Below are 23575 nucleotides of genomic sequence, written 5' to 3'. Positions count from 1 at the left end.
TTTTCTTATCGGGTGTTATTTGACCAGCCAGCTTTCAATCTCGCCGGCGCAGTGCTTGGTTTCCACTCTTTCAGTGTCTTGTGACTGCCGCCTTTGGTTTAAACCACTTCAACGGTGTTTGGTTTATGTAAGTCTTCAACTGGTGAGGCTTGCGAATGCCGGTCTCTTGAACAGGTGCTTGGCGGCGCGAGCTGCTCTGCGGTTCAAGCAGATTGATGATGTGCTTGAGACTGAAGCCGTATTTTGAGGGGCTCACGCAACCTGGTTTCAAGCTCAATTTCTTTTTTCAATGCTCCGTCACTCTTCAGTGCTTCCAGCGCCTATCGCCAGATCCGCGTCCACCAGTACCGCAGCGTCAGTCGAAGCTGGAGCGCCGTCGTGTCGCGTTGCCATGACCAAATCGTAAAGCCTGCGTCGCATTTCATCACCCAGGCCGCAATCGCGTGCCACTTCGTCCAGCCAATGCGCACTGCGCAGTTAATTGTCGCAGCGAAGGGGGCTAGTGGATCGCGCCATGTAACCAGAGAGTTCGACTTCAGCAGAGGCCTGACAGGCAGCGTTGACGAATTTAAGCACTTGGAGGCACTCCTCCAAATGCTGGCGGTTGTTATACGTGCGTTGCGGCTCGCAGTAGCATCGAAGGAATTCTTCGTGCGTCTCTCGCGACGCGCATCTGACACCAAACTCCGCCCAGACGCGAGCCCAGGCAATGAAACTCACGCCATCGGACACATCGAGTTCGCCGTGTGCCTTGTCCGGGAATAGAAGGTTCCCTTCAGGGCCCGTCATCGTTCCTCCTCAGCATCAATGTAACGCTCCACCCAAGCGATCAGTGTCGGCGCGGCGAAGGCAGACGGTAGCAGCGGCCGCACGGTGGTGGGCAGGGCGAACGCCCCCTGGATGAAGCATGTGATGCCAGCCACGAAGGAGTCGAGCCGATGGGCGCGGCGTCCGCGTTCAGCGAGTCGCTGAGGGAGCAGGCCTTTGAGGAGCTTAATTGCGTCGCCAGCGCGCCGCCGCTTGATAGATCTCCGCGCGTCAGGGTCGTGCGCGGACTACTCGCGGATCATCATCCACGCCGCGACCGCATCAGGCTGCGCGTCAGGGCCATAGGCAAAGTGGGCTGTGATATATAGGCTGAAGCTTTTCCCCGGCTGTTTTGGCCTCTGCCGCCCGGGATTCGTACCGCTGATGGGCGTAGCTGACCAGCGAATCGATCAGTGCCACCAATATTTCCCGCCTGTCCTTGAAGTGGTAATGCACCAGGCCGGGGAGCCCCGCATGCCGTGCATGGCAGCAATGGTTGCTTCTGCGTAGCCAGCCCTTGTCATCACGGCCTGGAGTGCCGCCACGATCTGGCGGCGTCTATCATCAGTTTTCGAGCGCCGCCCCATGTCACTTCCCAATGTTGGTCACACGACCAGCTTAGAATTGACATCGACTTCGCTGCCCCCTAGCTTTCCCAATATTGGTCATTGGGCCAACTTTTGGAGGCCGTGATGAATTCCTTCGCTGAAACACTGGTGGCCGGAGCCACTCCTCCCTCGGTCACGACCGAGCTGCCGCTTGGTGACAGGGTACGGTGCGTCCTCGTCCACGGATTTCTCTCGGCAAGCGAGTGCGAGGCCTTGGTGGAAGCCACGGAGAAGCGCGGGTTCGCCAGCGCAGGGCCTGACTATCCACCCTCCTACCGCGACAATGACCGGATCGTGGCGGACGATCCAGCCTTGGCCGAGCGGCTTTTCGAACGTCTGAAGTACTGCGCCTCGCGGGTACCGAGGCTCGGCGCGGTGATTGAGGAAGACGGCTGGCGCATGGTTGGTGTCAATGAGCGGCTGCGCTTTTGCCGCTACTGCCCCGGCACCCAGTTCCGGGCCCACCAGGACGGCGTGCACCATAGCCAGAGCAGACAGTCGCGCCTGACCTTCATGGTCTATCTAAACGACGAGGCATTCAGCGGCGGAGAGACGGTGTTCTTTGACGGAAGGTCTGCAGCCATGTCGAACCGGGATGCCACGCTTTGTCTGCGTCCCCGCAAGGGCAGCCTGATCGTGTTTGACCACGCGCTCTGGCACGCTGGCGCACTGGTGGACGCTGGCCGAAAGTACGTCATGCGCAGTGATCTGATGTACGAGCCGCGGCATCCCCCACAGGTCGATGGCCCCTTCCAGCCGGGCCATAGCGGATACGTCTGGGCGCTTGCCAGCCTTGGTGACACGGGCTTCGCAAGCGCTGGGCGCGATGCAACCATCCGGCTATGGGACCGCGAGGGCAATTGTTTGGGTCAGCTCGACGGACACACGCAATCCATCCTGGGTCTGGTGGAATCTGCGCCGGGAGAGCTTGTGTCGCACTCTCGGGACCGCACGATCAGGCGGTGGTCCTTGGCGACAAGGAAGTCAAAGGTGATTGGCACATCGGATTCGGCAGTTCTGTCATGTGCACGGCTCGACTGTGGCCACCTGGTGACTGGGGCCGCCGACGGCAGCGTGACAGTCTGGAACCCGGCGACGGGCGCCGCAGACAGGCGCCAGGCCCACGCCTGCTGGATCTGGGCGATTGCGCCTTTGGGCGATGGCGGTTTCGCCACCGCATCGGAGGATGGAACGGTCAGGCTGTGGCAGCCCAAGTGCCGGGACTGCGCGCATGTGATAGATCTGGGCCGCCCCCTGAGGACGTTAGCAAGCTGCATTGACGCAGATGGCAGCGTCATCTTAGCGGCTGGTGACCTTGACGGCACGGTGCACCTGTTAGCGACTGGACCGATTCCCGTGCTCCTGGAGAGCCTTGCCACCCACGACGGTCCGGTTCGGCGCGTTCGATTCGAGGCCCGGCACGTACTGCTGACATGTGGCGAGGATGGGCTCGTAAGCCGGTGGAACCTGCTATCCCGACAGGGTGCTGTCATCGGGTCGCACGAAAACTTTGCAACCGATGTCCTCTCCACCAGGGCTGGTCGGTGGATCAGCTGTGGATATGATGGCAGGATAATTATGCATGGGCTGAGACCTTGAGCTCAGGCGGACACTTTGGCCCACAACGTGTCTACGGATCGACCGAATCCGCTTCTGGGCCAGATCCAGACCTCTTGGAATTGTCCAATGCAGCGTCGACAAGTTTCATTGAGGGTTCAGACACAGACTTTGCGCAAATGAACTCTTTCCTTTAGTTCAAGCCAGCTCCCCTTAAAAAGTACGATGTCTCCGCTCGTGAAGACTTCATTTCTATTAAAAGGCTGAACAGCGCGAGGTCCCGCATCGCTGTCCACCGCTTGGCACATGGTCAGATAACAAGCAGCGCCCGCCTGGACCAGCTTCAAATGAAGAAAGCGCTCATGAGCCCCTAGGTCATGAGATGGTGGCATTCCTTCAGAAATCCAGATGAACTGTTTCACTCAGTTTTCTGAGTTCCACCCAGCCAGCCAGCCAGACACGCATACAAAAGTTCCGTCTGACGTCGCAACACTTCACCGCGACCAGCGCAAGTGTTAGGTGGAGCACGAAGCTTTGCGAACATTTCGTGTAGGTGTGGTTTATGGATCGCATACATTAAACTTACCGATGGGGCCTTGGACTTTTGAGCGTTGTGAAACAGCTATGCGCGTGAAAATTGCGCAATGGTCAAAAGAATGTATAGTGAAACTTTAGATGAATGCATGGCAAGAATGCGGGTTTCAGTTACCCATTTATTAGGTTTATAGGGTATCAGGAAGGTGGGCGACGCCTCGTAAGGCTCTAGGCTCAACGCTAAAGCTGTTATAGATAGAACGACGAATAATATTGCTTTCGGGGGACACAATGACTAAGCATTTCCTATTGACAATCATTTGCTTAATGATGGGTCAACCCTTTCTGCAGGCTTCGTTCGCATCTGCCCAAGAGGTGTGCAGTGAAATTAACGCAAGTCAGCAGGTAGACCGGTGTTCTGAAATCGCCAAGAAGGCTGCTGATTCACAGCTAAATACGAGCTATCACCAATTAATGGCACGCCTGGAAGTTCAATACCAAGCTGATCCTGAAGCCGGAGCAGCATATGCACTGAAGGTAAAAGAAACACAGCGTATCTGGATCAAGTCGCGTGATTCAAATTGCCCGCTCGAAGCGTTTGAAATTGAGCCCGGCACCTCCGCGTATGTGACAACCGTAAATAATTGTATTGCCAGAATGAGCCTTGAGCGCGCTAAATTTTTGGATAACACCGCACCGGGTATTTCGAGTGTCCCTAGTACAAAGACCGAGTCAGAAGATGCCTGTCCATCCAGAGACTTCCGTCAGTTTTTGCCAGTATTTTCCGCTAGCGGTGAATCACAAAAACGCTTTACTGCGAAGGCGGTAAAAATCTTAGTGGTAAAACATACTGTTGATTCAGGGAGATTTGAACCCGTCATCACCGCTCAGGCAGGATCTGACTTGAGCTTTCCTTTAATGGCTGCGTTCAGGGCGGAAGACTCTGGAGATTTCCTAATCGAGTCGGTCGACGATAGTCACGTTAATTTGATAGATAAGCGCGCAGGTTACAGCAACATCAAGATTTACAACTTTGCCCGGCAGGCATGCTGGGCACTCACCGGCGTTGAAGACTGGTCGATCAGCGAAAGAGAGCTGTCTACTTCAGCTAGGTCAGGTATGAGCAGAGCTGAAAACCAATGCCTACAGCGCGCTTATGGGTTCTCAGGTTTGGGCGGTCTTCAACTGTACCCACTCACAGCTGAGTTTTTTAATGCAGCGCTCGAAAATTATCTTTGCGCTGCTGCCTCAGGTGACCCACAGGCTAGTCTCAATGCTGCGAGTTTGAGCCTCTCCGGAATGGCTCCGCAGTTGCCATCGGAGAAAGTGGAGGCGCTTTTGAAGGCTGCTGCCACTACTCTCGCTGATGGAGCGGCAGGCCTTTCTACCTTTTATTGTTATGGCAATGACATTGCGGGGAGTGGGCCATGTCAGCGCCCGCTGGACGCTGAGAAATGGCTAATACGTGCTGCTTCGATGGGGTCCACAGACGCACTCGTCTATCTTGGCTCAACCTTTGAGAGCGGTGATATGGGGACTAAAGATATACCTCGCGCTCTGGCTTGCTATCAATTGGCATCTGATAAAGGCAATCCAAACGCTCCTGCCAGCGTGACGCGATTGACATCGCAATTAGATGAGCCGGCCAATACCACTAAATGCTATTAGTGCCTTTTTAGCGCTCCAAGGAGGATATGCTATGAGTGATTTTAAATGTGCAAACGTATCCAAACCCTTTAAATTGCTTTGTATTATCTTTTCAATTTTTGTAATAAGTTCCTGCGCTAGAATAACGCTTGAGGAGCAATTTCTAGGCATGCAGGTTTGCAAGGTAGAAAACGTCTACCTGGATCCTGTGACAAAAAAGCCTAGCGGCAAGTACTTTGTCGAGCGAAAAATTAATCCTTGTCGTGTCAATGAAGCGGCATTTTATTGTGTGGATGATACATTTTATGGACTGGTCGTGACTCAGATTGCTATTCCTTATCGCGGCCCGTTCAATGTGCATGCTATTTATCTTAAGGATAGGCCCGATGTTGTAAAAGCTGTACTTAGCTCGCGCTTTAAAAATTTAAATGCTACCAATACCGGCGTTTCTCCTGTATTGATTGCCAACCCTTCAGATCAAGGAGGTTCGGTTTTTTACTGTGATACCTACAGCGAATAAAGTTATAATTTCTGTTGATTATAACTGCCGGAGCGCATGATGAATTTGTTGCGAAATCTCTAGACATTATGTGTTGTGTGTTGTGTGTTCATCTGCGCGCTTTCGCGGACTGTAAGTCTACACTTCAAGAAGGCGCTCGCTTGTTCGGGTAATACGTATTTTGCGCGGGCTATGCTTGTAACTACGATACCTGTCCGTTTGACCAGTTACGCGGTGTTTAGCATTTACTCAAAGCGGGCGGTTAGCGGTATGTTAATTTCCGCTAACAACACCGGGTTGGATATCGACGACGCAAGAAATGGTGTGAATCTGCCTTTTGTTACGGAGTTGAAAGAAGGCGTGTACAAAATCCTTTGCAAGCACTCCATGAAGCCCGTATTCCAATGTCGAAACCTGATGCTCGAAGCTGTGCTCTCCCTAACTCATTGCACAACATGACGTGATTATCTTATTCAATGGTTTTGACTTCAACAATCCTAAACTTCTGACTCGCGATTGCATCCGCCACTTCGTCGCTCTCATGAAAGAGAAATCTTGCTGAACGCTTTAAACAGCAAAATACTGGTTATCGACATCAGTCCACCGCACACCAGAACATAGGGAACGTAGGCGAGCCACATGAACATTATTCCTAAACCCGCCAATCTGCCATAAAGCAAGCACACGACGCCATATAAAATCCAGGGTAAACCGTAAAAAGGAACAAAAATTAGAGGAGACCACAATGCAAGCCGTAAAAGCTCAGATTCACTTTTTTTTGGAATTACTCGAAACGCAAAGATCATGAAGCCGGTATAGGCAGCAAGCCCGAAGCCAAGGATATAAAGAAGAAAAAACTGCTCACCGCCCCCCTCCATTGGCTTGGAAAAGTACAATGCATCAAGCAATAGCAGGCCGGGTAACAATATTGCCGGAACCAAAATCGCACCTTTGAAATAACTTTTATATGTCATTTTAAAGTCGACTCAGTGACGGGCTCAGGCATTGGCTCTTCCCAAATGCCCATCCAACGGCCGTCGTTAGGACTGAAATTAACAAAAAAATTGTTCCACCCCTCAATCGGACGCATTTCCAGCTGTTCCTTATTTTCCTTACGCCTTCTCATCTCATTAACAAGCTTTTCTTTGAGGTTTCCATCGTCATCCACTTCTATACAAATGGCTGAAGCAATCATGGGGTATTTCTTATCTCCAAACAAGGTATGCGATCCTTCAACCCCACCTACCGCAAAGTGAGACATTGGTTTTACCTTGGCATTCCGGTGAGCAGTTCCAAGGCAACAACGCTTAGTAGCCTTCTACGGTGGGTGCATGCGGCAGCTACGTATAGGGCTCCAGGCCGTTGATCTTAGCGGTCTCGACCAAGCTGTAGATCTGAACGCTGGCGGTAGCGCCTTTGGGTGTATCAATGAACAGCCAAGCCTTGCGGCCAATCACAAACGGGTTTATTGCACGCTCCGCCGCATTGTTGTCAAACGGTAAAAAATCGGCCTCCACATAGCGCTCCAAGCGGCTCCAGTTATTCGACAGATAGTTAATGGCCTTGCCCAGTGCGCTTTGTGGAGTTACCTTGGACTTTGTTTTATCCAGCCAGCTTTTCAGTTGAGCCATTACAGGCAGGCTCTTTTCCTGACGACCGATAAAACGCTGCTCAGCGCTTGCGTCCTTGAGTTCAGGCTCAATACCGTACAGCTTATTGATCATCGTCAGCTCGATATCGGCACGCCCGGTCTTGCCCTTGGGCTGCATTTTCTGCGCTTCCACGAATTTTCGACGTAAATGAGCCATGCACGCCAGGCGCTACACACCCGGTTGCAACTCCAATGCGTTGTAACCCGTGCAATCGCCCGCCATCACGTAGCCGCGATAACTGACCAGCAGGCGCAAAGGCACTTCCTGCGCACGGCTGGTCGTGTCGACTTTGCGGTCTGGCGGGCCACTGGCTTGTACCCACATCCAGGATTGGCTGGTCGGGTCTCGATCCGGCTCTTTCAACACTTGGACGCGGGTTTCATCACAGTGGGTCACCGGACTTTCCTACAGCCGGTCGCGCATTAAATCAGCAGCGGTTGGAAGTGCTCGCTGCGCTGAATCACCTAGCGCAAGGGTTTGGCGCAGGATATCGATACCATGTCGGCTCAACACACTTTCGAAACGATGCAGCGGCAGGTCATCGACGTACTTGGTGGTTAAAAGCATCGCCAACACGCTTGGTCTGCCCATGCTCTTTTCGATCAACTGCGCAGGTTTGTCAGCGGTGGCAAGGCCGTTTCACAGACTAGGCAACCGTAGACCTTGCGGATATGTTTGATGACCGGATTTGCATCGGCACGACATCCAGCTGCTCGCTGGCTTCTTCGCTGATCAGATGTTTGCGGCAACCGCAGGCACTGGTCATTTGGTGCTCGGGCGGTTCGTGGATAACTTCTATGCGCGGCAGATCAGCAGACAGCGGCTTGCGCTTGCCACGGCGTGGAGTCGGAGCGATAACCTCTTAGTCGGCCTCGCCGAGGACGGGCATTGGTTCGCTTTCGCGTTCGTTGAATAAGGCCAGCTGCGGCGTGTTGGGCTCAACCGTCTGCTAGGATTTACGCCCAAATATATAATATATAGTAACGCAACAGCTTGATCTGTTCTTTTAGATCAATGATCTGAGTGGCGTGGGCTTCTTTAACTTCCTGTTCGCGCGAGCGCGCATCGTAGCTCTCAAGCAACATCTGTTTGAGCAGAACGGGATCGTCAGGAAGGTTGTCGGGCAATGCTCACATGCCATGGATTATACCCGTCAGGCCAGAAACCCTGGAGTCAAAAACTTGTGTGGAGGGTCGCGCCACAGGTCAAATCCATCCAGCAACCAATTCAACTCCTGAACCGTCAGCACATTGGCGTCGTCGACATCCTCCGGCGAAGTTTTAAAGCACTCGGACTCGAAACGTTTGAGCCAAACGCAGAAGCAGTTGCGCTCCCAATACAAAATCTTCACTCGATTCCGGGACTTGTCGAGGAAAACGAAAAGTACCGGGTCGAAAACTGCCACTTTTATTTCCAGCGCGATCAAGGAAGACAAGCCGTCGATTGATTTTCTGAAGTCCACGGGCTTAGGGTAGAGATAGACTTTTCGACTTTGGCGTCAGGTCGCATCATGGTGCTGGCTCCTGGAAAAAAACGGGAGCACAGCACCAAGCGTCAGCTATTGGCTTGAAATGTGGGGTTCGTGGAGCGGATACCAGAAATCGAGGCTCATCGACCATACGGGCCAAGCTGAATCAACATCCATCTGTATCTGCGCACAGCACCCACCCGCTTATTTTTTTCCCCTTCCCGCTCGTATAAACCATGGAAACCCATCCAGCCTCAACAGCCTCCTGTTTCACTTCGTCCCCAGCAACGAGGTACATCTTGGTAACATCGCCAATAACCGGAGAACTATATATGTAAGTTTTCTTATTTACCCTTAAGTTTTGAGGAGCACCCGAACTCCAGCTAATAAATTCCTCAGAATTTAACTTAGAGACAATGGAACTTTCCGTCTTATAGGGAAAAGTGTAAATCAACCCCTTATAGTCTTTATCATAAATATCCGTGCCGTAGCCAAAATAACCCGACAGCTTCTCATCGATGAGAAATTCATCGCCCACAGACTTATAAACCTGAACTGTATAGTACCCCCCAGAATTTCGCTCGCCGGTATCTGATCGAACATCAACACTATGAATGATGAAAAACCGTTCTTCGCTAGTCTTTTTCATTCCTGCAAAAAAAGCAGCTTTTACTTTTCCGGTGTCTGCCAAGAAAGGAAGCTGACCAATAAGCTTTCGACTTTTACTCTTGCAATTGAAAAGGTTAATATCGATTCCAATCTGCTTTCCGGCCTTTGTATCTCCATGATAATCCTCAATGGGAGAAAGATCGAATACAATTGCCGTGTTCCTAACGACAATGGATGGATACGCCTCACCTTCAGGAAAATCACAAGAAACTGCCTGACACGTAAGGAAAATCGAACACGTAAAGATGAAAACTTTAAAGAAGTTCATTTATTACTCCGATTTTTTGCATCATTTCGAGCGTGCTTTAAAAAGCAGCTTTTACCTTTATAGCTTTTAAGAACTCAAATGGATGAAAAAGCAAAACTACGTTAACACTCATGCTCGCCTTAACGGTAAGCTCCCGCCAAAAAACATATTTGCAAATAAGCTCTTTCACATGCTTAGACGTCCTACGTGAGGTACGAGCGTTCGTTCTTGAGGGCTCGCCATTCGCTGCGCAGTACATTGCCGTGTTTTCGGTTTCTGATTTCACTCAAAAATGCTTTGACTCTTTCATGATCTTCAAACGTCAATTCATAAGTGAGCTTTATTTTCTGAGCGGGCAACGGCTTTACCGCAAGAAGCTTATGTAGAGACTGCCACGCCGCCACCATTAGAGTCAAGACTGCAAGGTAAGCAAGAAGATACAAACTGAAGACAAATATAAGCTGTGGGGCATCATTAAAATCCAGCAACATAGAAAGATAAATCAATGTGTCGGTGGCGACAATAAATAGAAGAATAAAAATCCAAAACAAAAAATTTCTCATTCCAGCTGTAAGCTTCATACTTTTCACTCCTCATTCCCTGACTAAAAAATTGAATAGACTTTAAAGCCAAACCCCATCTTTGCTGAGCAGACCGATCAAATACCTGCATCTACATAGTACCAACCCCCACTCATACCAGTGACACTAGCATTTTGCGCCTTATCGGGCTGGTATGCAGCCTGCGGTGAATAGATGTAAGAGGCATTGCAGTAGAAGCATGAAAGATCGACTTTCGCGAACGACACAATGCCTCTCTCGGACCGGACACTGATTCTAATGGGGGTTATGCTGGCCTTCTTCGCTGCATCTCTGATCTTGGTAAATACCTCGCTTCCGTGTTCGTCGAAGGGTTTGGCTTCTTCGCCATCACCGCAAGTAGAGACAGGCGAACTGGCATAGCTTCTCGTTTCGGCAAGCAGAGCTTCACACCAGCCCTGATCCTGGAAATAAGTAACCTTATAACCATTGGTCGTGGCGATCAGCGTATTTAGTCGAGGCACCATATCGGAGCTCCTCGAATCAGCCGTTGCGTAAATAAGAACCATAACAAAAGTCAAAATTGCGGCGATACCTAGCACGAGTTTAATTAAAACTTCAGCCAGGTATTTAACTATTTCCCAAAGAACATGACCCAACGATCTCATGAAGCGCATCATAACGACTTTAACGCGCCTACCAGTAGTCTGGTCGCGGTTCTAACTATACGGGGGTGTTTTGGTAAAATGATGAGTGCCCTTGCCTGTTCGATCATAAATAGTCCTTGTTCTTCATTGAAAGTCCCGCCCTGGAACTGTGGCGAACTCCAGAACTAATCTAAAACTCAGCGCTGACAAGCCGGATCATTGCCACGCGCGGCGGCGGAAGGACAACACGAACAGCTTCCGTTTATTACAACCAGATCGTGAGAATATTTTAGTGTGCATATGAATCCATAAGAGTCTTGAGCGCCGCGTCTGACTCTTCGCGCTGGACTGACGTTGGCTCGGCTGCAAACTCGCTGCGCTGGTTGTTTAAGGTTATATAAGCATTGTCGCCATTGCCCCAGACGTACGAATAGATAATCAGGAAACTGTCGGATTCGGCTTCGCAGTAAGGTGCAACACTGCGCAGTGGCGCTAGCAGTTGGATCATCTCGCCGTAGCTCTCGGTGAATTGCAGCAGGGCAAACTGCCAGCGCCCTGTCTTCTTGTCATAGTGAGAAAGCCCACCTGCGCCAACCCAAGATTTCACCAGTTCCTCCAAGCTCTGCGCGCCAGAATCACGGAGCGACTGGACATCGACCTTGCCTGAGCCATACATCTTTCGCCCGTCGAACCAATTTTGCCAGTCGCTGTAAGCCAACGCCGAGCCCGGGGGCGCAGCCATTGCCTTGGCGTACTGGGCCGGACTCATGGTGCAACGCATGTAAACCGAGGATGGCTCGCTAGCCCATACCTGCGCGGTTGCGCTCCATAGTGCCGCCAGCGCGACTACAGTCCCTGAGTGTCGCTTAATCATTGTCGTTCCTGATCAATAGCCAAAGAACATCATTATACCTACACGAACATCGCAATATAGAGCCTGCGAAAGGAATCTCCGAGCAAGTCTTCAATTGTGCTGAGATGCGCTTGAACACCTGATCCGAGCCGCCGATGAGCCAGATGAGCTTTCTGATTTAAATACGCCGGTAAACGCAGGCAGACAGGCCGCGGACGCTTCCTCGCCGAGATGGATCAGGTCGTGCTCTGGAAGGGTCTGCTGGGCCTGATCGAGCAGTTCTACCCCTAGGCCGGCGGCAGAAACCCCTATCCTCCGGAAAGCATGCTGCGCATTCATCTGTTGCAAAACTGGTTCTCCCTGAGCGATCCGTCCATAGCGCCTATGCACCACTCTGCTCGCCTGACGTTGAGCGCTTCGATAGCCACTCGGATTCCGGTGTATAGACAAACCAAGAGCCCTTCGATGGATGTTTACCTAGCGTGATAAGCAGGCACACCTGACCAATCATGCAGCGACTCGTATGGTCGTTTCTCAAACCCTTCTTCTGGCGAAGCAGCTTGTTGCTGTTGAGGTACGTAGCGACCGGACAGACAAATACAGCTTTATTATGTAGAGTGCCATCGTGGCTATGGAACACCTTCCTTCTAACCTCCTATGACCTAGGGGTTTCGCTCTCCACACAGCGCCTGCTTCTTGCAGGCGTTTTTACATCAGCTGTAGAACGTTGCTGCAACTCGTCCACGACGGCGGCCAAGGGAGAAAATCAAGTATGAATCAGGAGCTGTTCCTGCGTCGCCTTACCAAAGTTCACGTCCCGATGGGCGCTGGCGGTGCCACGCGCGCTCAGGTCGCTTCGGCTGTCCGGGAAGTCGCGGCGTTGAAATGCGTACTATCAGAGTCTCTGATTGATCAAATCAGCACGTTGTCAGCGACAGAACTCAAGCACTGGCTGGATGAAATTATCAGAGTTCTTCAGCGCAAAACGGGCGCTCATGTACATCACCGGCCTTTTTATCCTGACTTTCCAGAGCAGGTCCTGACGGCCTCAGAGGCTGAGTTGTACCTTAACGCCGTCATGCATTACCTCACTCTTTGGCGCTTCCCTCCCTCTGAACAGTCCCGACCTGAGATGCTTGAAGGCAACTTCATATCCCGCGTTATCGAAAAAGGAAGCGTCCATGAGTTCGAGTCGCTATTGAAGCCGCTGGTTTCATCGCGTACCTCGCTCTCCGAAGAGGACGCTGGCGATGTCGCCTGGTTTATCAGGACGTACAAAAGCGATGTATTTCGTCTGCTGCCGGAGGCCGTTCCGTTCCGGGAGACGCGTGCACTGGTTGGCGGCGCACTTGTCCTTCATGTAGGCGAAAATGCACAGGTAAACTCATTCCTGGAGCGAAACGTCGAAACGGCGACTGACGTGCTACGACTCGCGGTCGCGCTGCATGGAGGAGACGTGTCGCTAACGACAGCTTCGACACGCTTCAAAGCGATGAAGCGCTCGATGCGCCGCCTGCTGTTGTGCCTGCTCGACCCCATACCTAACGCTGTAGAAGACGTGATGCGCCATGCCGAGCGCTGGAAACGACTGGCTGAAGTACTGCACCCGGGCGACTACGCCGATAAGTACCCACGAGCACTAGCCGCCATCACGGCAGCGCGCCGCAGAGAAGCGCCAGCCTCATTTGGATCACGTGTTGAAACATTGCTTGCCCAGCGTCACATCACCACGCTTATGCCCCTACTCCAGAGCCGTCCTGGTGAGTTTGCACGACGGCTAGACGTGACCCTGCGGCGCGCGACGGAACCTGAGTCAGTTCTCGACGCGTTCGAGGCAGTTGCGGCACAAGTGTCCTCGCCGGTCCTGCTGCAGTTGCTGGCCCAGGTACACGCACCTCGCCCCTTGGCACTTCGGGCCTTCACGCCGAAAGGTGCATTGGCCAAAGTCTATGGCATCAAGGATCGACGCGAACCTATCGCTCTCGGCGTTTTGGCACGTACAGCCAGAATCTGCGAGGACGCCCTCGTAAAACGTTTTGTGTCGCTACCGCCACTAGGCCGCTGTTTCATCGATCCAGCATTACGCGAATACAGGGTGCCACTGGCACAGCGTGCCTCATCAAAGTCGCTACGTACGCTGGTGCGCGGCAGCCGATTGCCCATGCCTGACGCCCGTTTTATTCGCCTGTTCCTGTGGTGGAAGAATGGCCGTGGACGCACGGATATCGACTTGTCCGCAGCATTTTTCGACGCTAACTTCGTATTTAAACAAACGGTCGCGTACTACAACCTGAAGGGTTTCGGCGGCTATCACAGTGGCGATATCGTCGACGCGCCCGAAGGGGCTTCGGAGTTCATCGACCTCGATCTTGATGTCCTCGTCGAGAAAGGTATCCGCTATGTCGTCACTTCTATCAACTCATACACCGAGCAGCCGTACTGCGATCTTCCAGAGTGCTTCGCTGGCTGGATGGCCCGCGCCGACTTGGCATCGGGTGAAGTATTCGAACCGCGATCCGTGTTCGACCGTATCGATATCGCATCTGACACAGTTATCTGTCTGCCATTCGTGATGGACTTGCAGGAAAGACGCATGATTTGGGCCGATCTGGGGCTCACTTCATCTGCGCGGTGGAACAACGTCCAGAACAACCTCAGTGGGGTGTCTTTGATGCTGCGAGCGTTGATACATACACCAAGGCCGGATTTGGAAACTCTTTTCGATTTACATGTTCGAGCACGAGGAGAACGAGTGGCTTCACCACTGCAGGCAGAGGCGGTATTTGCGCCTGATCACGGGATAACACCGTTCGATACGGACGTTATTCGATCACAGTTTCTGTAACACTTACGCCGTATCCGCTTCATGCCCCCCCACCTACCGCAAGATGAGGCCATGGTTTACCGTGGCATCTCTGGTGAGCAGTTCCACGGCAGCAACGCTTCTTAGTATTTTACCGACGAGGCATGTGGCAACCGCCCATGTACGTGACGCAGCCACGTATTGGCTAGCCGAAGGTGAACGGATCTGCGCCGCGGTTCTGAGTGTTCTTCGCTTTGCTGGCTTTATCTGGCGGACGGACCATTTGTACGGTCAGGCTGCCATCCGTGCCTGCGTAGACCACGGCACTGACGCCGCCGTCCTTGTAGCTGGCAATCGTTGCCAGATTGATCTCGACCAGCGCACCACTTAACCCTCCCCGCACCAACAACTTTCGCCAGATTTCTCCAACCATTACACCCACCTTAAACCAAACCTTCAAAACTAAACCAATATGCCATCCAAGTTCCGGCAGCTCGTCATCCAGCTTCTGACGCAGCCGACCAGTCAGGAACGCGAAGCCCTCGAGCAACCGCTCCACATCCGGATCCCGCCCGGCCTGGCCCAGAAACGGCGCCAACGCCGGACTACGCTCGGCGAAGCGACGACAAAGCTGGCGCAGTGCGGCGAGTTCGCTTTGGTAGTAGTGGTTAAAGGACACGGAGTACCTGCCTGGTATTGGATCTCATGAAAAAACTGTCCTGTGGATTTCGCCCGATGTCCGACTTGACCGTTGCATGGCACCTGCAGGTTGGCCTGGGCTGGCGCAACGGCTCATGCGGAGGCTCAGTCTTCAACGTGTACATAAGGGGTGTTGCTGATAAACATATTCAGCCAATGCGATTCCCACTTGGGCATGGCGATGTCGAACGTTTTTTTATCTCGATAGAAATAGATCCAGGCAATGCCGACAGTTTCGTTATCTTCGGTCACCCTCATATCCAGTGATTGAGTTTCGTACAGAGGTGTACGGTAAACCTCTTGTGGGTTTTGCCTATCAATCACTCTCAAGTAAGCCATTCCACCAAGCGTGAGGATCCTCCCAACCCTAACGTTCTCCAAAATATAGCGACCGGAAGGACTGACTACCGTCGAACTGGCGGGATAATTTTTCATCGTAGTGACAACAGAAAAAAGCAGTACAGAAAGTACCACGAGCAAAACGATCGCCCGGCGAATACCTTTTCGATTCGTACCAATAAATAAACTGCTTAACACAGGCATCATTCCCCAACTGAGCGGACGAAGACGAGCCCAAGACGACTGGCTTTTGGGATCACGATCCGGATTTTATGAGCATTATCCGTTTCGGCCACCCCCTCATCTGGTAGATACCAATAAGCTTTTCCTGCAACGGACAATTTGGACTCATCTACGAAGATACAGTTCGGTGGCGCTGAGTCGAGCACTACAAGAATTAAGTGCATTGGAAGAATCTGAGGACGCCGAGCAACAAGGTCATTGTAGGTCTTGGACTCTAGGTCGTATTTGATCTGGTCACCGTCACCCATGATCCCGGCAGCAGTCGTTGCCTTAAGTTGAAAGTCCAGCTTGTGGGGGGAGTCAAGGTAACGGAGGCCACCCTGTGCCGTATCCCTAACAGTGACTGGGCACACAACCATGTCTATCTACCAGGCGATATAGCGCTTGAGCGTGGGATGTCGCTAGCCCTATACGCTGCAAATTTCGGCGACTTTGCGAGCTGGGAAGCGCGGTTGCGGCGATCACAAGACTGCCGTGTTTTTTTGCTTGCTCTATCCGATGAGATATCAGGGCTCCATGGTAGCCCTGGCCTCGTGCATTTTTTCGGGTTGCAGCCGTCCCAAGGTAGGCAACTCCATTGCAGGCCAGGTACATCAACGCTCCTGCCACGACCTTTCCATCAGCTTTAAGGACGTAGATTTTCAGACGTTCATTTGACATCAGTCCTGCGAACGAAGCCTGGCTCAACTGAAGATGCTCTGGCTTGGTATGAAATCCACTCGCATGCACGGCTGCGAACTCAGGAAGCGTTTGTGAGGTGGCTTCTTCGATTTCGAATGAGTGGTGATTCAAGACCACATTCTCGATGGTGCACGCGAGTTGCAGATGCGTCCACCCCCTCAGACGCTCCAGCCGCTTCTCACCCACCAAAGCGTACTGTTCCAAAGTCGAGGCCTTTCCGATAAGAGGCGTTACCGTCGAATACTCTGCTGATTCCTCGAGCAAGCTCAATAGTGACTTGGGTCTGTCGGTACTATCGCCGTAGATGCGATTGAGCATCGGGCTAGGTGATGCCTTCACCTGAAAGCATGGAAAAGCTTCGTTGAAAAACACACGAGCACCAAAAGGGTTTCCACTTATCCGAGACAAACTCTCGACTCGGGCACACAAATACTCGCTTTCTGCGGCCTCAATCGCATGAGCCATTCCGACATGCATGTGCATAGTCCTTATCGCGTGATGCCCCAGAAGGGTAACGCTTCTTCATCCAGCGCTTCAAGGTACTCACGCACGGCGCGAGTACTCAGCGCCGGATCGCGCCAGTTGATTTCATCATCGCCAGGTACGCCACGTTGCCGACTGGCATCTGCCTTGATGACGCTGGCGTCGACCGCAAACCCTTCGCCCTTGACCAGACCTGCGTCCATGCAGCGACGCAGCACCTCGTTTAACTGCCAGCGAAACAGCGAGCTGTCACGAAAGCGACCATGCCGATTCTTGGAAAACGTAGAGTGATTGGGGACTTCGTCTTCGAGGCTTAAGCGGCAGAACCAGCGATACGCCAGTTTCAAATGAGCCTCTTCGCACAACCGACGTTCGGAGCGAATACCGTAGAAGTAGCCCACCACCAACAGGCGAATCATCAGTTCGGGATCAATCGATGGGCGCCCGATTGGGCTATAAAAATCGGCGAGATAATGGCGCAGATCACTGAGATCGAGGCGTCGATCAATGCTGGGCAGGAGGTGATTGGCTGGGATGTGATCTTCAATGTTGAACGAGTAAAACAGTCTCTCTTGTCCGCTCGACAATTGTCCCATCATGCTGCGAATTCTCCCGCTGGCCGATGGAGTGATTTTGCCCCAGGCCAAACAGGAGAGCTACTTTTTCAACAGAATCGGCCAGAAGCAGACGAAAAACCAATTCCGCTCGCCGTTGCATTAGTCGGCCTGATCGCTTTCACGACACCACCGGAGGAAGCCACTAAACGTGGTTGCGATAGGTGCTAATTCGCCTTTTAGAAGGAGGTCAAATCGACCGAACTCTACGTCGAACACTGCTTGCGATAAGCGGTTGTAGAGCACGATACCTTGCCCCTCTATCCCGGTTAGAGCCAAATACTCAAGAGGTACTCCAAGCTCGCTGATCGCGTAGGCAGTTGCCTGCTCAACCTGATCTATTTCGTTCAACTCATACCACCCCCGCACAGGCATTGCGCCGTGACGAAGATAAAGATCGGCTAGCTCAGTACCCTCGATTTCCAACGTGGTGACGTAAAATGAGACGTTAGCTTGGTTTGCTAACAAGTGTGCTTTATAGCCAGGGTGCGAGTTAGATTGGAGCCATTCTTCGATGTCGGTAGGGAGCATATGCTGAGAGCCAGAATCAAGTTTGTTCAGCGACGATACTAGAAAGTTTTCCACCGCACATAGCTCCAGGTAGGGCTGTCCGCTTTTGGGCGAACGCTGCCTGTCATAAGGGCTGCATTCGGCCGATTGTGTTAAAAAGTCGTTTTTCTCAACCCGCCCAAAGACTGATGGGTGGAAACGTCTTTTTTGCGCGCCGCTACGTAAAACCCAAGTCCAAATACCTCAGCAACAATTCCAGATTTCGATCTCAGACGTGTACTTTTCGTCCATGGAAACTGACGTCGACTTTTTCAACAGAATCGACTCAAAGCGGCCCCTCACAGAGGGCAAGAATCGGCCAGAATAGGTCTAACGTATCGCTGTTTAGTCTACATTCGAAAACCCGAGACCGATTTTTTCAGCCGAAGACCTACCAAACTTCGTGATTGCTTTGGTAAGCACATTAGCTGTAACTTCGATCTTCAGTCAGCGAGGATATATTTTTGAACGACTCTGAACATCTAAAAGGACTGTGCGCCCGTTTCAACTCTGGAGAGCATCTGAGGTTTACGTTTTTCTGGGGGCACCAGCGCAGCAAAACTGTCGTCACGGCTTCGTGCTTCAGCCAATGGTTCGAGGCCGGGTTCATTGTCGAGGGGCAACATTACCCGACGGCCGAACACTTCATGATGGCCGAGAAAGCGGCCTTGTTCGACGATCAGGAAAATCGTGCGCAGGTGCTCCACGCTCCTACTCCTAATGCCGCCAAAGCACTTGGCCGCAACGTGCGCGGATTTAATGATAAGGTTTGGCTGCAACACCGATACGACATTGTTGTTCGAGCGAACCAGGCCAAGTTCTCTCAGAATCCGCAGTTAAACGAATATCTTCTACAAACCGGTTCGCGCGTTATTGTCGAAGCCAGCCCGGTTGATAACATCTGGGGTATAGGGCTCGCACAGGACAACGCGGATGCGAGCAATCCAAATCTGTGGAAAGGTTTGAATCTGTTGGGATTTGCGCTGATGCAGGTGCGGGACGGGACTAGTATCCCAGCCCCAAGGTAGTGACCTGACCTTACTCGCGAAAAACGCAGAAGCCTTGGCGAACGCCAGGGCTTCTTGCATGCGGCCTTACTAAGACCGCGCGTCAATCAACAAAAGCTGAGTCACCCGAATTTTCGTCGACACCTTCGAGCGTCTGCTTCTGGCCGAGGCTGTGTAAAAACGTTTTTCGGCGCGACAGGTACTCGAAATCGGACTAGAAATCGCGCTTCTATGGGAAATCCACATCTGCTGATGGGCCAATAAATTTCAGATTTAACGTAGACGCGCGCACTTCAATTTTGACGAAGCGTTTTTACACACTCTGTGCCGTTTGCTGCCTGTCACTGCACCGCCCAAAGCTGATCAAGCCGAGTCGTAAAACTCGAGTTCATCATCTCCCCTCTCATACCCCAGCCGGGGCTGGTCGGCCCCCTGGCCAGCCTCTACGTTGCCTCCCCCCAACGATCATTGATCTGATCCCGGGAAGGAATGACCAATAGCCAAGAATAAAGAAAAGCTATTTCGCGGACAGAACGCTAGATCACAGATGACAAGCTGATCCACCTATCCAAATAAGCTCCGTCTTTCTGCTTATAAATCACCCTCAAAAAACCAGATTTATAATCCGAAACCCTCAGCAGATCACCTTTAACGAGATAACCTTTTGTTCTAGAAAGCTCCGTAGCTTCGGAATATAGAAAAACTTTTTCAGCACCTATCGTTACCGAAACATCATCACCATTAAAAGTCAAGGTATTTTTGTCGAAGATTTCAGCACTGCTCAATCTTGAGAAGTCAAAATGATTCAATTTTAACTTAGAGTTCTCTAACACTAAAAAGCTTGCTACATCGTTACCGGCGGAAACTTGAAGCCGCATCTCTTTACTTGCGGACGTAAAGTAAAGCTTTTTTCTTTTCAATGTCAGCTCAACCAAGTCCCTCCCATTTGGATAATCCCATAGAATTTGAAATTGGTTGTCTTCCAGCCTCGCAATACTGGGTATATTAACGCCACCCCTCGCATCCTCAAGACTTATTAACTTGTCGTTACGGGAGACAAGTTCAGCGTCAGTTTTTCCTTTGGTATAAAAATCTAACACTGCATTATCGCGTTTGTTTTGTGACTCATATAAGCAAGAAAACTCGGCACCCAAGTCAGTCTCATCAAAAAGCAAGGCACCGGAAGGTATCGCTCTTTCACAATCCCCTGCCGCATATACGCCAGCAGATATAAAAGAAAAAAATAACACACAGCCAAAATTTCCTATCATCCATTAGCCCTTAGTTTTTCAAATACGTTAGCAATATTGTTATCATAGCCAACTATTATTAGCTCCATTGTATTTCTTTGCAGTAGAAAGGCAATCTTTCTACTGCATTGACTCTGGCATGTTCTTCTCCTTCGTAAGCTTCTCCCAAAAATATACTTATAAGCTCTTTTTCATTATTAGGGAACATCTGAAGTAGGCATCGATTTTTGATGACCTCTCGGCCTGAGGTTCAAAAGACGCCCGCCCGATCAGATGATCAGACTTTTCTCGCGTTTAACTCATCTATTTTTTCCATCGAATAGCCCCCTTCCAAGGTGTTTTTCCGCATACAGGCGCACCGCTCCCACAACCAACAGCCGTTTTCGCATCATCCAGAGGTTCGATAGGGCAAATAGAGTAGCCTGTTGCGCGGTGTTTTTAGCCAGCCTGCGAAACCGCACTTTCATATACCCAAACTGGCGCTTGATCACACGAAACGGATGTTCAAACTTCACTCGAACCTGAGCTCTCGCGTGCTCAATTTTTACAACAGGCTCCAGAGGTTATGAATGGTGGTTTCATCGGGAATCCGATCCAGGCTCAGTCCCGCGAATTGGCGCAGTTTCGTTGTTTCGTGCAACCCTTTCTCCATCGCCGGATCTCTGTCGCCGAACCAGTTTTGCGTGAGATGAATGCGGACCACCGCCGTCAAGGGATACGCAAGACGGCCCCCTTCGCCTTTGGGGTAAAGAGGCTCGATCTGATTGATCAATCCCTGCCAGGGTACGACCTGATCCATCTCGATCAGGAAATGCTCCTTTCGAGTTGGGTTGCGCTTGCCAGCATACTCGGCGTCGGCGAAAGTCATCCGCTCCATCAGGCGTCTCGGCGGCTGAGATCAGACATTCTGCCAAATATAGAAGTCTTCTTCAGCGTTTTCCTAAAAATAGAGGTATAAAATCCATGAATGTGCGGCAAAATTTTTTTAGCCAAAACCATTATGAGAAGTTTCTTAGAGAACATGACGAGCTTGTGGATTTCTTTAAAGTAAATAAATTCCAGTCAGACTCTGTTATAGAGGAAGCATCTCAACGCGCAAGATACTTTCAAACTCTCGCGCTTGACAAGTTACTAGCAACTTACACTGCTGGCGAAAGGATTGAATCAATTATCCCTCTTCTTGAGGGTTTGATTGAAAAATATGAAATTCGCCAACAAGCTCTGGCTGAATATTACGGAGCTCCAGAAATCTCACCTTTGGCATTAGATGACTGGCCAGACCAATACGAAGAAGCTGTTCAGGTTATTAGCTTGTGTATATTATTGCACCGTACTGATCTGCTACCGCGCTTTGTTAAATTAATTGATGAGGCAGGCTATGCGGGTGACGACACACTTTATGAGGATCTATTGAAAAAGGTATTACCTGACCGGCATGATGTTGATGAATGGTATCACGACGTGTATACACCTCTAATTCATGCTATATATGCTGACGATGGAAAAGAAGCTTCAAGCCTACTACAGAATTACTGTCAAGAATGGTATCCCGCATTTAAGCAAGCCCCTTGGCATGATACTCATCTACAAGGCGAAGATGGAATCTACGTTGGTTATTGGGCAATAGAAGCCGGCGCAATTGCGTTTTTATACGGCATAGACGACAGCAAAATAGACCACATGGTCTACCCAAAAGACTTGGTCGAATACGCCAGAAACTACAGCGGTGCAACTGAATCGCAGATCAACCGCATTGTCGCTGGCGAACCCTGCAGCAAAACAGGCTACTGGTTCACCCCAGCCCAAGCCAATTCAAGACGTCACTTTCAGCAAGGCGAAATCATGCCTAGTATTAGCGACTCGAAATGGGGCGACACGCTGTGGTATTGGTCGGGTGAGAATTGAGTCATGCAGGTCGCCAGGTATGAATGACCGTACGGGTGGTACAGCCTTGATCGACAATGAAAGCGGAGAAGATCGCAGCGCTCCATCAGTAATGCGCTATCCGCTCAACGCCGTCATCGGCTGGAATCCAGGACGGGAACACGCCAGAGCGCGATTTGAAAGATCCGACGAATCAACTCACGTCGAACACAACGCGAATCGCTGCGAGGAAAGCGCTGTCAACAGGCTGTAAATAAACGCAAGCGGCCTTTAATGCAAAAATACGAAACTTTAGACTCACTTAAAGTTGAGGCGTGAGAAATGATGAGAAGACAAAAATTCCTTACTGAGAAAAGATATGAAAACTTTTTAAGCAGCTACAAAAATTCATTTGTATTTTGGGAGAACAAACGCTTTCAAGCCGATTCTCCTGAACAAGAAAAATCCGTGAGAGCCAAGCACTTTCAATCACTTTACTTAAGAAATATATTAATGCTTTACACTGCTGGAGAGGAGATAAGCAACTTTCCAGCGTCTTTGGAAACTCTTATAGAAAGCTATGAAACTTTACAGAGAGAGCAGGCTAAATACGTAGATATCGACAATATTACTCCACTTACTATAGACGATTGGGTTGATGAGTACGAGGAGTGCTTACAGGTAATTAGCCTATGCATCCTTCTGCATCGAACAGACCTGCTGAACCGGTTTGTTCGTCTTATCGACAATGCAGGCTACGCTGCCACAGACACGCTATATGAGGATCTCCTGGCCAAAGTACTGCCTGATCGTAATGATGTAGATCAGTGGTATCACGACGTGTATACACCCCTCATTCATGCTATATATGCTGACAATGGAAAAGAAGCTTCAAGTCTACTACAGAATTACTGTCAAGAATGGTATCAGGCCTTCGAACAGGCGCCCTGGCACGATACCCATCTTCAGGGGGAGGATGGAAACTACGTTGGTTATTGGGCATTAGAGGCCGGCGCAATTGCGTTTTTATACGGCATAGACGATAGCAAAATAGATCACATGGTCTACCCAAAAGACTTGGTCGAATACGCCAGAAACTACAGCGGTGCAACTAAATCGCAGGCCAACCGCATTGTCGCTGGCGAACCCTGCAGCAAAACAGGCTACTGGTTCACCCCAGCCCAAGCCAGTTCAAGACGTCACTTTCAGCAAGGCGAAATCATGCCTGGTATTAGCGACTCGAAATTTGGCGACACGCTATGGTATTGGTCGGGTGAGAATTGAGTCTTGCAGGTCGCCAGGTATGAATGACCACGT

Annotated in this window: 22 protein-coding genes and 7 pseudogenes; 9 read left to right on the top strand and 20 right to left on the bottom strand. The window is 51.0% G+C overall.

The features are described from left to right. Positions 1-15: 15 nt before the first annotated feature. Positions 16-317 (bottom strand): annotated as a pseudogene (locus tag KDX30_RS21630) (histone-like nucleoid-structuring protein, MvaT/MvaU family). A gap of 468 nt (positions 318-785) precedes the next feature. Continuing rightward, positions 786-923: a hypothetical protein gene (locus KDX30_RS21625; RefSeq protein ID WP_231677454.1), complete on the bottom strand. Its 138-nt coding sequence runs from the start codon at positions 921-923 to the stop codon at positions 786-788. A gap of 576 nt (positions 924-1499) precedes the next feature. Here KDX30_RS21625 and KDX30_RS21620 point away from each other — a divergent pair. The 3 genes from KDX30_RS21620 to KDX30_RS21610 all read left to right on the top strand — a co-directional run bounded on the left by KDX30_RS21620 (position 1500) and on the right by KDX30_RS21610 (position 5673). Next, entirely contained in the window at positions 1500-3014 is a 1515-nt protein-coding gene (locus KDX30_RS21620; protein ID WP_231677453.1) for a 2OG-Fe(II) oxygenase, read from the top strand. A 783-nt stretch (positions 3015-3797) separates the two neighbouring features. Next, complete coding sequence (locus tag KDX30_RS21615; protein WP_231677452.1) at positions 3798-5174, top strand: lysozyme inhibitor LprI family protein; 1377 nt, start codon at positions 3798-3800, stop codon at positions 5172-5174. A gap of 31 nt (positions 5175-5205) precedes the next feature. Beyond that, the gene (locus tag KDX30_RS21610; RefSeq protein ID WP_231677451.1) at positions 5206-5673 is read left to right on the top strand and encodes a hypothetical protein; all 468 of its coding nucleotides are present in this window, start codon (positions 5206-5208) and stop codon (positions 5671-5673) included. Positions 5674-6191: 518 nt separating this feature from the next. Here the strand turns inward: KDX30_RS21610 and KDX30_RS21605 are convergent. The 9 genes and pseudogenes from KDX30_RS21605 to KDX30_RS21570 all read right to left on the bottom strand — a co-directional run bounded on the left by KDX30_RS21605 (position 6192) and on the right by KDX30_RS21570 (position 11643). Further along, a complete protein-coding gene (locus KDX30_RS21605) occupies positions 6192-6626 on the bottom strand; it encodes a hypothetical protein (RefSeq protein WP_231677450.1) in 435 nt (144 codons plus the stop codon). Continuing rightward, positions 6623-6913, bottom strand: coding sequence for a hypothetical protein (locus KDX30_RS21600; RefSeq protein ID WP_231677449.1), 291 nt, complete (start codon positions 6911-6913; stop codon positions 6623-6625). Before KDX30_RS21600 ends, KDX30_RS21605 begins: the two co-directional genes overlap by 4 nt. Positions 6914-6992: 79 nt before the next feature. Further along, positions 6993-7871 (bottom strand): annotated as a pseudogene (tnpC, locus tag KDX30_RS29885) (IS66 family transposase). Positions 7872-8260: 389 nt separating this feature from the next. After that, positions 8261-8431: a hypothetical protein gene (locus tag KDX30_RS29880; RefSeq protein WP_406643963.1), complete on the bottom strand. Its 171-nt coding sequence runs from the start codon at positions 8429-8431 to the stop codon at positions 8261-8263. Between the two features lie 26 nt (positions 8432-8457). Continuing rightward, positions 8458-8766: an IS66 family insertion sequence element accessory protein TnpB gene (gene tnpB, locus KDX30_RS21590; protein ID WP_231677448.1), complete on the bottom strand. Its 309-nt coding sequence runs from the start codon at positions 8764-8766 to the stop codon at positions 8458-8460. Between the two features lie 172 nt (positions 8767-8938). Beyond that, positions 8939-9709, bottom strand: coding sequence for a hypothetical protein (locus KDX30_RS21585; protein ID WP_231677447.1), 771 nt, complete (start codon positions 9707-9709; stop codon positions 8939-8941). Between the two features lie 182 nt (positions 9710-9891). After that, complete coding sequence (locus tag KDX30_RS21580) at positions 9892-10269, bottom strand: hypothetical protein (protein ID WP_231677446.1); 378 nt, start codon at positions 10267-10269, stop codon at positions 9892-9894. A 77-nt stretch (positions 10270-10346) separates the two neighbouring features. Next, a complete protein-coding gene (locus tag KDX30_RS21575; RefSeq protein ID WP_231677445.1) occupies positions 10347-10895 on the bottom strand; it encodes a hypothetical protein in 549 nt (182 codons plus the stop codon). 268 nt (positions 10896-11163) lie between these two features. Continuing rightward, complete coding sequence (locus tag KDX30_RS21570) at positions 11164-11643, bottom strand: hypothetical protein (protein ID WP_231677444.1); 480 nt, start codon at positions 11641-11643, stop codon at positions 11164-11166. A 239-nt stretch (positions 11644-11882) separates the two neighbouring features. On the opposite strand from KDX30_RS21570, the pseudogene KDX30_RS21565 reads away from it, so the two are divergent. Next, positions 11883-12105, top strand: a pseudogene (locus KDX30_RS21565) (transposase); the annotation flags it as partial. 394 nt (positions 12106-12499) lie between these two features. Further along, on the top strand, positions 12500-14572 hold the full coding sequence (locus KDX30_RS21560; protein WP_231677443.1) for a TerD family protein: 2073 nt from the start codon (positions 12500-12502) through the stop codon (positions 14570-14572). 163 nt (positions 14573-14735) lie between these two features. Here KDX30_RS21560 and KDX30_RS21555 read toward each other — a convergent pair. From KDX30_RS21555 to KDX30_RS21530, 7 genes and pseudogenes are all read right to left on the bottom strand, one after another. Then, a pseudogene (locus KDX30_RS21555) lies at positions 14736-14924 on the bottom strand (type VI lipase adapter Tla3 domain-containing protein); the annotation flags it as partial. An 87-nt stretch (positions 14925-15011) separates the two neighbouring features. After that, positions 15012-15209, bottom strand: a pseudogene (locus KDX30_RS21550) (type VI secretion system baseplate subunit TssF); the annotation flags it as partial. A gap of 125 nt (positions 15210-15334) precedes the next feature. Next, positions 15335-15766 carry a hypothetical protein gene (locus KDX30_RS21545; protein WP_231677442.1) on the bottom strand — a complete coding sequence of 144 codons (432 nt, stop codon included), beginning with the start codon at positions 15764-15766 and terminating at the stop codon, positions 15335-15337. Between the two features lie 5 nt (positions 15767-15771). Next, on the bottom strand, positions 15772-16170 hold the full coding sequence (locus KDX30_RS29875; RefSeq protein ID WP_406643962.1) for a DUF4365 domain-containing protein: 399 nt from the start codon (positions 16168-16170) through the stop codon (positions 15772-15774). Then, a complete protein-coding gene (locus tag KDX30_RS21540) occupies positions 16145-16969 on the bottom strand; it encodes a GNAT family N-acetyltransferase (protein WP_231677441.1) in 825 nt (274 codons plus the stop codon). Before KDX30_RS21540 ends, KDX30_RS29875 begins: the two co-directional genes overlap by 26 nt. A gap of 35 nt (positions 16970-17004) precedes the next feature. Next, positions 17005-17574 (bottom strand): annotated as a pseudogene (locus KDX30_RS21535) (transposase); the annotation flags it as partial. Positions 17575-17691: 117 nt separating this feature from the next. Then, positions 17692-18174 (bottom strand): hypothetical protein, encoded by a 483-nt coding sequence (locus KDX30_RS21530; protein ID WP_231677440.1) that lies wholly within the window; start codon positions 18172-18174, stop codon positions 17692-17694. Between the two features lie 428 nt (positions 18175-18602). On the opposite strand from KDX30_RS21530, the gene KDX30_RS21525 reads away from it, so the two are divergent. Next, the gene (locus KDX30_RS21525) at positions 18603-19166 is read left to right on the top strand and encodes an NADAR family protein (protein WP_231677439.1); all 564 of its coding nucleotides are present in this window, start codon (positions 18603-18605) and stop codon (positions 19164-19166) included. A 515-nt stretch (positions 19167-19681) separates the two neighbouring features. On the opposite strand, the gene KDX30_RS21515 is transcribed toward KDX30_RS21525, so the two are convergent. Both KDX30_RS21515 and KDX30_RS21510 read right to left on the bottom strand, forming a co-directional pair. Beyond that, positions 19682-20416 carry a hypothetical protein gene (locus KDX30_RS21515; protein WP_231677438.1) on the bottom strand — a complete coding sequence of 245 codons (735 nt, stop codon included), beginning with the start codon at positions 20414-20416 and terminating at the stop codon, positions 19682-19684. 278 nt (positions 20417-20694) lie between these two features. After that, positions 20695-21272 (bottom strand): annotated as a pseudogene (locus KDX30_RS21510) (transposase). An 86-nt stretch (positions 21273-21358) separates the two neighbouring features. On the opposite strand from KDX30_RS21510, the gene KDX30_RS21505 reads away from it, so the two are divergent. The 3 genes from KDX30_RS21505 to KDX30_RS21495 all read left to right on the top strand — a co-directional run bounded on the left by KDX30_RS21505 (position 21359) and on the right by KDX30_RS21495 (position 23542). Next, a complete protein-coding gene (locus KDX30_RS21505) occupies positions 21359-22300 on the top strand; it encodes a PoNe immunity protein domain-containing protein (protein ID WP_231677437.1) in 942 nt (313 codons plus the stop codon). A 19-nt stretch (positions 22301-22319) separates the two neighbouring features. After that, a complete protein-coding gene (locus tag KDX30_RS21500; protein WP_231677436.1) occupies positions 22320-22532 on the top strand; it encodes a hypothetical protein in 213 nt (70 codons plus the stop codon). Between the two features lie 68 nt (positions 22533-22600). Next, positions 22601-23542, top strand: a complete 942-nt coding sequence (locus KDX30_RS21495; protein ID WP_231677435.1) for a PoNe immunity protein domain-containing protein — start codon at positions 22601-22603, stop codon at positions 23540-23542. The last annotated feature ends 33 nt before the right edge of the window (positions 23543-23575 follow it).

It is taken from the genome of Pseudomonas quasicaspiana, from assembly GCF_021147825.1.
Classification (GTDB): domain Bacteria; phylum Pseudomonadota; class Gammaproteobacteria; order Pseudomonadales; family Pseudomonadaceae; genus Aquipseudomonas; species Aquipseudomonas quasicaspiana.
Note: the sequence above shows the minus strand (reverse complement) of the source record. Positions and strands in the feature narration are given on the sequence as shown.